This window comes from Frateuria sp. (assembly GCF_013362045.1).
Classification (GTDB): Bacteria; Pseudomonadota; Gammaproteobacteria; order Xanthomonadales; family Rhodanobacteraceae; genus Frateuria_A.
Genome location: NZ_JABFWW010000241.1, coordinates 1 through 7,060 on the forward strand (window position 1 = coordinate 1; position 7,060 = coordinate 7,060).

The 7,060-nt window shown below is 69.2% G+C and carries 7 protein-coding genes; all 7 read left to right on the forward strand.

Annotated elements, in window-relative coordinates; genetic code table 11:
• The first annotated feature begins 160 nt into the window (after positions 1 to 160).
• The 7 genes from HOQ08_RS11595 (at position 161) to HOQ08_RS11625 (ending at position 6,821) form a co-directional block, all read left to right on the forward strand.
• Positions 161 to 1,087, forward strand: coding sequence for a DMT family transporter (locus HOQ08_RS11595; RefSeq protein WP_291194833.1), 927 nt, complete (start codon positions 161 to 163; stop codon positions 1,085 to 1,087).
• Between the two features lie 25 nt (positions 1,088 to 1,112).
• On the forward strand, positions 1,113 to 2,036 hold the full coding sequence (rlmJ, locus tag HOQ08_RS11600) for a 23S rRNA (adenine(2030)-N(6))-methyltransferase RlmJ (protein ID WP_291194836.1): 924 nt from the start codon (positions 1,113 to 1,115) through the stop codon (positions 2,034 to 2,036).
• A gap of 68 nt (positions 2,037 to 2,104) precedes the next feature.
• On the forward strand, positions 2,105 to 2,620 hold the full coding sequence (locus HOQ08_RS11605; RefSeq protein WP_291194839.1) for a Slp family lipoprotein: 516 nt from the start codon (positions 2,105 to 2,107) through the stop codon (positions 2,618 to 2,620).
• Positions 2,621 to 2,699: 79 nt separating this feature from the next.
• A complete protein-coding gene (locus HOQ08_RS11610) occupies positions 2,700 to 3,608 on the forward strand; it encodes a cation diffusion facilitator family transporter (protein WP_291194842.1) in 909 nt (302 codons plus the stop codon).
• Between the two features lie 274 nt (positions 3,609 to 3,882).
• On the forward strand, positions 3,883 to 4,809 hold the full coding sequence (locus HOQ08_RS11615) for an aspartyl/asparaginyl beta-hydroxylase domain-containing protein (RefSeq protein ID WP_291194851.1): 927 nt from the start codon (positions 3,883 to 3,885) through the stop codon (positions 4,807 to 4,809).
• Between the two features lie 57 nt (positions 4,810 to 4,866).
• Entirely contained in the window at positions 4,867 to 5,766 is a 900-nt protein-coding gene (gene sigJ, locus HOQ08_RS11620; protein ID WP_291194845.1) for an RNA polymerase sigma factor SigJ, read from the forward strand.
• A 140-nt stretch (positions 5,767 to 5,906) separates the two neighbouring features.
• The gene (locus HOQ08_RS11625; RefSeq protein WP_291194848.1) at positions 5,907 to 6,821 is read left to right on the forward strand and encodes a carboxymuconolactone decarboxylase family protein; all 915 of its coding nucleotides are present in this window, start codon (positions 5,907 to 5,909) and stop codon (positions 6,819 to 6,821) included.
• The last annotated feature ends 239 nt before the right edge of the window (positions 6,822 to 7,060 follow it).

Sequence of the window (7,060 nt, forward strand, 5' to 3'; positions counted from 1 at the left end):
AAGGACAAGGGCGGCACACGCTGAGGCGTCGCATCCTGGCTTGCCGTACAGCTCCCTCTCCCCCGACAGAGCCGGGGGAGAGGGAGCAAATCGCCCTGACCGAGAGGAAGCAAGGCGCGCACCCACTAGAATGCGCCGACCTCCCGTACGCACCCTCCCCATGCAAGCCACCAGCAAGGCCCGCCTGCAGATCCACTTCTGCGTCCTCCTGTGGGGTTTCACCGCGATCCTCGGCAAGGCCATCACGCTGCCGGCGCCGGCTCTGGTGTGGTGGCGCATGCTGCTGGTGACGGTGGCGCTGCTGGCGATGCCGCGCGTGTGGCGTGGGCTGCGCGCGATGCCGGCGCAGCTCAGGTTGGCCTATGCGGGCATCGGCGTGCTGGTCTCGCTGCACTGGCTCACCTTCTACGCGGCGATCAAGCTCTCCAACGCCTCGGTGGGCGCGACCTGCATCGCGCTTGGGCCGGTGTTCCTGGCCTTCGTCGAGCCCTGGATCGCCCGCCGCCGCTTCGACCCGCACGAGCTGTTGCTCGGCGTGGCGGTGGTGCCGGGCGTGGCGCTGGTGGTCGGCGGCGTGCCGACCGCGATGCGGCTGGGGCTGGTGGTGGGCACCGCGTCGGCGCTGCTGGTGGCGCTGTTCAGCGCCTGCAACAAGCGGCTGGTCGAGCATGGCGACCCGCTCACCGTGACCTGCCTCGAACTGGGCACCGGCACGCTGTTCCTGACCCTGCTGGTGCCGTGGCTGCCGCACGCGGGCGCGGCGTTCGTGCTGCCGGGCCTGCACGACGCCGTGCTGCTCACGCTGCTCGCCTTCGGCTGCACGCTGCTGCCCTTCGCGCTGGCATTGGTGGCGCTGCGCCACCTGAGCGCGTTCGGCACGCAGATGGTGACCAACCTGGAGCCCGTCTACGCGATCGTGCTGGCGATACTGTTGCTGGGCGAGCAGCGCGAGCTGGCCTGGCCGTTCTACGTCGGCGTGGCGGTGATCCTGGCCGCCGTGTTCGTGCATCCGTGGCTGGGGCGACGCAGCGAGCCGGCCCAGCCGGAGCTGATCGGCGTCAGCGAGGCGCACAACGCCACGGACTGAACGGCGTGCACCCTATACTCGCGCCATGAATTACCGCCACGCCTACCACGCCGGCAATTTCGCCGACGTCCTCAAGCACGTCGTGCTGGCCGCACTGCTCGATGCGCTGAAGGCCAAGCCCACGCCTTTCGCCGTGATCGACACGCACGCGGGCAGCGGCTGCTACGCGCTGGAGGGCAAGGAGGCGCAGAAGACCGGCGAATGGCGCGAGGGTGTCGGGCGGCTGCTGTTCCCCGATGTGGGCCCGCACGCCGCCGCTGGCGGCACATTGCCGCCGCTGCTTCGCCGGTGGCTGGACGGCCTGCTCGCGCTGCCCGGCAACGAACATGGCCTGAAGCTCTACCCGGGATCGCCGCTGCAGGCGGCGATCGCCCTGCGCGAAGCCGACAGCGCCCAGCTGTGCGAGCTGCACCCGGAGGAAGCCGCGCGGCTGCGCGAGCTGTTCCACCAGGACCGGCGCATCCACGTGCACCAGCGCAACGGCTACGAGGCACTCGGTGCGCTGCTGCCGCCGAAGGAGAAGCGCGGGCTGGTGCTGATCGACCCGCCCTACGAGGCACAGGAGGCCGAGTACCGGCTGATCGAGCAGGCGCTGAAGGCCGCGCTCGTGCGCTGGCCCACCGGCATCTACGCCGTCTGGTATCCGGTCAAGCTGCGCAGCCAGGTGCAGCCGTTCCTGCGCTGGCTCGGCCACTGCGGCGCGCGGCGCGTGCTGCGGGCGGAACTGCTGGTGCACGCGGATGATTCGCCGCTGCGGCTCAACGGTTCGGGCATGGCCATCCTCAATGCGCCGTGGAAGCTCGACGACGCCCTGCGCGAGCCGTTGCGCGCGCTGTCGCGGCTGCTGGCACAGGAACGCCCGGCGGAGTGGCGGCTGGACTGGCTGGCCGAGGAAGGCGCCGCCGCGCCACCGCCCGCGCCGCTACCGCGTTCACGCGCCCGCCGCTAAGCTCGCTGCGGACTGCGGCCGGCTGCCCCTGCCGCGATCCGCCCCATCGCCAAGGTCAGGAGCCCGCCATGCGCATCCGCCTCGCTTCGCTCATCTTCCGCCCGCTGCTGCCGGTGGCGTTGCTCGCCCTCGCTGCCTGCGCGCCTGCGCCGATCTACAAGGCCACGTCCAATGCAGTGAGCGCGCAGCCTTTCCAGGTCGCGCAATCGCCCGAGCAGTTCGCCAGCCGCTCGGTGATCTGGGGCGGCCGCATCGTCGGGGTCAACAACCTGTCCGACCACAGCGAGGTGGAGATCCTGGCCTATCCGCTGGACAGCTCGCAGCGACCGCGGGCCAACGACAGCGGCAGCGGCCGCTTCATCGCGGTGATGCCCGGCTATGTGGAACCGCTGGACTACCCGGCCGGCGGACTGATCACCGTCAACGGCTCGTTGGGCGGCAGCCGCGCCGGCAAGGTAGGCCAGGCCGATTACGTGTTTCCGCTGGTGCAGGTGAACCAGTCGCACGTGTGGACCGCCGACGAGATGAACAAGGGCAAGAACAACGTGCACTTCGGCGTTGGCGTGGGTGTGGGCATCCGCTGAGGCTTGCCTCGGCGCTTCAACTCGTCCGCCCGACCCGCCGCCTGCCCTAAACTGACCGGCCACCCGCAGGAACCTACGCATGTCCGGCCACGCCAACTCGCTCAAGGCGATCTTCCTCGCACTCGGCGCGAATTTCGCCATCTTCGTCGCCAAGCTGGTCGCTGCGTTCGTCACCGGCTCCGGCGCGATGCTCGCCGAGGCGGTGCATTCGCTGGCCGACTGCGGCAACCAGGGCCTGCTGCTGCTGGGCATGCGCCAGGCGAAACGGCCGCCGTCGGATGAGTTCCCGCTGGGCTGGGGCCGCGCGTTGTACTTCTGGTCGTTCCTGGTGGCGATCCTGCTGTTCAGCGTGGGCGGCATGTTTTCGGTCTACGAGGGCGTGCACAAGCTGGCCTCGCCCGAGCCGCTCAAGTGGCCCTGGCTTGCGCTGGGCGTGCTGGTATTCGGCATCGTCGCCGAAGGCATCTCGATGCGCGGCTGCATGCAGGAGGTCAACAAGGCGCGCGGCGACCAGGATTTGTGGACCTGGTTCCGCCAGACCCGTTCCAGCGAACTGCTGGTGATCTTCGGCGAGGACCTCGCCGCGCTGCTCGGCCTGTGCCTGGCCGCGCTGGCGGTGGGCGCCACCATGCTCACCGGCAACCTGCTGTTCGACGCCGTGGGCACCATCGCCATCGGCGTGCTGCTGGTGGTGGTGGCCGTCGCGCTGGCGATCGAGGTGAAGGCGCTGCTGATCGGCCAGGGCGTGGAGCCGCGCCGCCGCGCCGAGCTGATGGCCTTCCTGGAAAACCGCCCCGAGGTGGCGCAGGTGCTCAACCTGATCACCCTGCAGATGGGCGCGGACGTGATGGTGTCGGTCAAGGCGCGCATGGAGCCCTGCGCCAGCGACCGCGCGCTGATCGAGGCGATCAACACGGTGGAGCGCGCGATGAAGGCGCAGTTCGGGGACATCCGCTGGAGCTTCTTCGAGCCGGACGTGACCGACTAGCTGAAACGCACATCCTGCGCTTCGGCTCCCTCTCCTCCGGGCGCAGCCCGGGGGAGAGGGCCGAGGAGAGGGGGAGGCCGTCGGCTCTGGCATCCAAATCAAGGCAAAGGCCCCTCCTCACCCAACCCTTTCCCCCGCGTGGCGGGGGAGAGGGCGCTCAAGCAACCGCCGCTGCCGCAGACATTCACCGCAGAAGCAAAAGCGGGCACCGCTGCACGGGCGTAAAATGCCCCGGCCTCCCTGTGGTTCCAGCCCCATGATCCTTACCCCCCGCCTGATCCTCCTGCTGCTGCTCCTGCTGTTCGCGCTCTGCGTGCTGCTGGTGCACCTGCGCGGGCGGGCGCGGTTGCGCTTCGATCGCCAGCTGGTCGACCACTCGGCGATCTTCGCCCCGTACAACCTGGTGATGTACGCCTTCTCGGCAGTGCCGGCGCGGCCGATCCTGGACCGCCGCGGCTTTCCGCAGCTGGACCTGCTGCAGGCCAACTGGCAGACCATCCGCGAAGAGGCGCTGCACCTGTTCGACGAGGGCTACATCCGCGCGGCGGAGAAACACAACGACGCCAGCTTCAACAGCTTCTTCAAGCAGGGCTGGAAGCGCTTCTACCTCAAGTGGTACGGCGAGCCGCTGGCCTCGGCCGAGACGCTGTGCCCGAAGACGGTGGAACTGCTGAAGGCCATCCCCAGCATCAAGGCGGCGATGTTCGCCACGCTGGCGCCGCACAGCAAGCTCAACCCGCACCGCGACCCGTTCGCGGGTTCCCTGCGCTACCACCTGGGCCTGATCACGCCCAACTCGCGCGACTGCCGCATCTTCGTCGATGGCGAGGAGCATGCCTGGGGCGACGGCAAGGACGTGGTGTTCGACGAAACCTACGTGCACTGGGTGGAGAACAATACCGACCAGACGCGCGTGATCCTGTTCGCCGACGTCGAGCGCCCGCTGCGCACGCGCTGGATGGGCGCGGTCAACCATCGCGTGGGGGCGTTCATGGGCCGGATCACCGCCTCGCCCAACGCCGGCTCGGAGGACGAAAAGGTCGGCTTCGTCAACCGCATGTTCGCGCTCAACCAGCGTGGGCGGGAGCGCAGCAAAGCCTTCAAGCGCAAGCACCCGAAGCTGTTCCGCGGGCTCAAGTACGTCGGCATCGTGATCCTGATGTGGCTGGTGTTCCTCGCGCCCTGGCCGCTGGTGCGCTGAGGCGGTCACGTTTTCCGGCGGCCGCGCGTCCTGGCCGTATCCCTCCGGAGCCAAACCATGGATGCCCAGACCGCCCTTTTCCAGCAGCACCGCCCGCGCCTGTTCGCCCTGGCCTACCGCATGCTCGGCGCGCCGGCCGACGCCGAGGACGTGCTGCACGACGCCTGGCTGCGCTGGCACGCGCAGGACACCGCCGCGCTGGACGATCCGGAAGCATGGCTGGTCACCGTCACCACGCGCCTGGCGCTGGACCGGCTGCGCCGCGCCAAGACCGAACGCGAGCACTACACCGGCCCCTGGCTGCCCGAGCCGCTGGTGCCGGACGCCGAACATCCGGAAGCCACGCTTGAGCGCGACGAAACGCTCACTCTCTCCTTCCTGCTGCTGCTGGAACGGCTGAGCCCGGAGGAACGGGCCGCGTTCCTGCTGCATGAGGTGTTCGACTACAGCCACGCCGAGGCCGCCGCCATCCTGGGCATCGGCGAGGATGCCTGCCGCCAGCGCGTGCACCGCGCCAGGACCCGCCTGCGCGAGGGGCGGCCGCGTTTCAGCGTGGATGCCCAGGCGCAGCGGCGCATGCTCGAGCGCTTCGTCGACGCCATGGCCCAACCCAGCCTGGATGCCCTGCGCGCGCTGTTCGCCGAGGATGCGATCCAGATCAGCGACGGCGGCGGCGTGGTCCGCGCCGTGCTGCGGCCGCTGCATGGCGCCGACCGGCTGGCCCGCCTGTACATGCAGATCGCAACCAATGTCCGCCTTTACCTGCCCCGCTACGAGTTGACCACCCTCAACGGCGCGCCGGCGCTGTTGATGTGGGCGGACGACACCCTGAGCGCGGTGATCTGGGTCGAGTGCGAAGGCGAGCGCATCACCGCGATCCACGGGTTGCGGCATCCCGGCAAGCTGGCTCGGCTGCTGGCTGTCACGAAACCGGAGAACGCGGCGTCCTTGCACTGAATGGCCCATCCCGGCCGTCGCACACAAGGGAGCTCCGATGTCCCGTTTCCCGCTTGTGCTCCATTACTCGGCGATGATGCCGCTGGCCGGAACATCCGCACGGCCGGCCGCCTCGAACCGACTCCGGTCGACCTGTATTGATGCGCGCCCCGCAGATCAACGGTTGCGCCTATGGCCTGGACAGGCACAGCAAGGACGCCCGCGCCGCGGGCGAAACCGAGCAGCGCCTGCACGTGCTGCCCGCCTGGCGCGAGACCTCGATGTTCAGCGAGCGCGAGCGCATCGCCCTGGCCTGGACCGAGGAGCTGACCGAACTGGCCTCGCCCGAGGCGGTGTCGGATGCCCTCTACGAGCAGGCCCGCCAGCACTTCGGCGACGCGGCGCTGGTCGACCTGATCCTGCCGATCGGCGTGATCAACAGCTTCGCCGGCTCAACATGGCCGTGCGCACCATCGGCGGCAGCTACGCGGTCGGCGAGCACGGCTGAGCGCCAGTCCGACGACTGGCCTGGCCGGCGGCAGTCACGAAAGACGCGGCTGCCGCGTCCTTGCATCGAATGGCCCGCGTCCGGGCCGTCTTCCCACCAGGAGTCCACCATGTCCCGTTTCGCCATCCAACGCCACTACAAGTCCATGATGCCGCTGGTCGAGCTCGGCAAGCAGATCCACGGCGCCGGCCGCCTGGAGCCGGCGCTGATCGATTTGGTGCTGATGCGCTGCTCGCAGATCAACGGCTGCGCCTATTGCCTGGACATGCACAGCAAGGACGCCCGCGCCGCCGGGGAAACCGAGCAGCGCCTGTACGTGCTGCCGGCCTGGCGCGAGACCACCCTGTTCAGCGAGCGCGAGCGCATCGCCCTGGCCTGGGCCGAGGAACTGACCGAGCTCGCCTCGCACGAGGCGGTGTCCGACGCGCTGTACGAGCAGGCGCGGCAGCACTACGACGAGGATGCGCTGGTCGACCTGACCCTGCTGGTGGTGACGATCAACAGCTGGAACCGCATCAACATCGCCGCGCGCACGATCGGGGGGAGCTACAAGCCCGGCAGCCACTAGCTTCCCGTCGGAGCGGGCCGGTGGAAATATCCCGTGGGCAAGCGATTGCAATCCGGCGGCTGGTGCGCTGGCCGACCAGCGCCGGATCCACGGGACACCCCGGTCCCTGGCCCCCTCACCCGAAGTCCGCCAGCGTACCCGGAGAGCGAGCCGTGCCATACGAGCCGATAAACCTAGAGCAGAAGTTCGGTCTCTTCGACGACCACTGGGCACCCAGGGTCATCGCCGAAATGAACGAC

Excerpts from the sequence above, each read along its gene's own strand:
- HOQ08_RS11610 (WP_291194842.1), top strand. The coding sequence starts at position 2,700 with ATGTCCGGCCACGCCAACTCGCTCAAGGCGATCTTCCTCGCACTCGGC.
- HOQ08_RS11595 (WP_291194833.1), top strand. The coding sequence starts at position 161 with ATGCAAGCCACCAGCAAGGCCCGCCTGCAGATCCACTTCTGCGTCCTC.
- sigJ (WP_291194845.1), top strand. The coding sequence starts at position 4,867 with ATGGATGCCCAGACCGCCCTTTTCCAGCAGCACCGCCCGCGCCTGTTC.
- rlmJ (WP_291194836.1), top strand. The coding sequence starts at position 1,113 with ATGAATTACCGCCACGCCTACCACGCCGGCAATTTCGCCGACGTCCTC.
- HOQ08_RS11605 (WP_291194839.1), top strand. The coding sequence starts at position 2,105 with ATGCGCATCCGCCTCGCTTCGCTCATCTTCCGCCCGCTGCTGCCGGTG.
- HOQ08_RS11625 (WP_291194848.1), top strand. The coding sequence starts at position 5,907 with ATGCGCGCCCCGCAGATCAACGGTTGCGCCTATGGCCTGGACAGGCAC.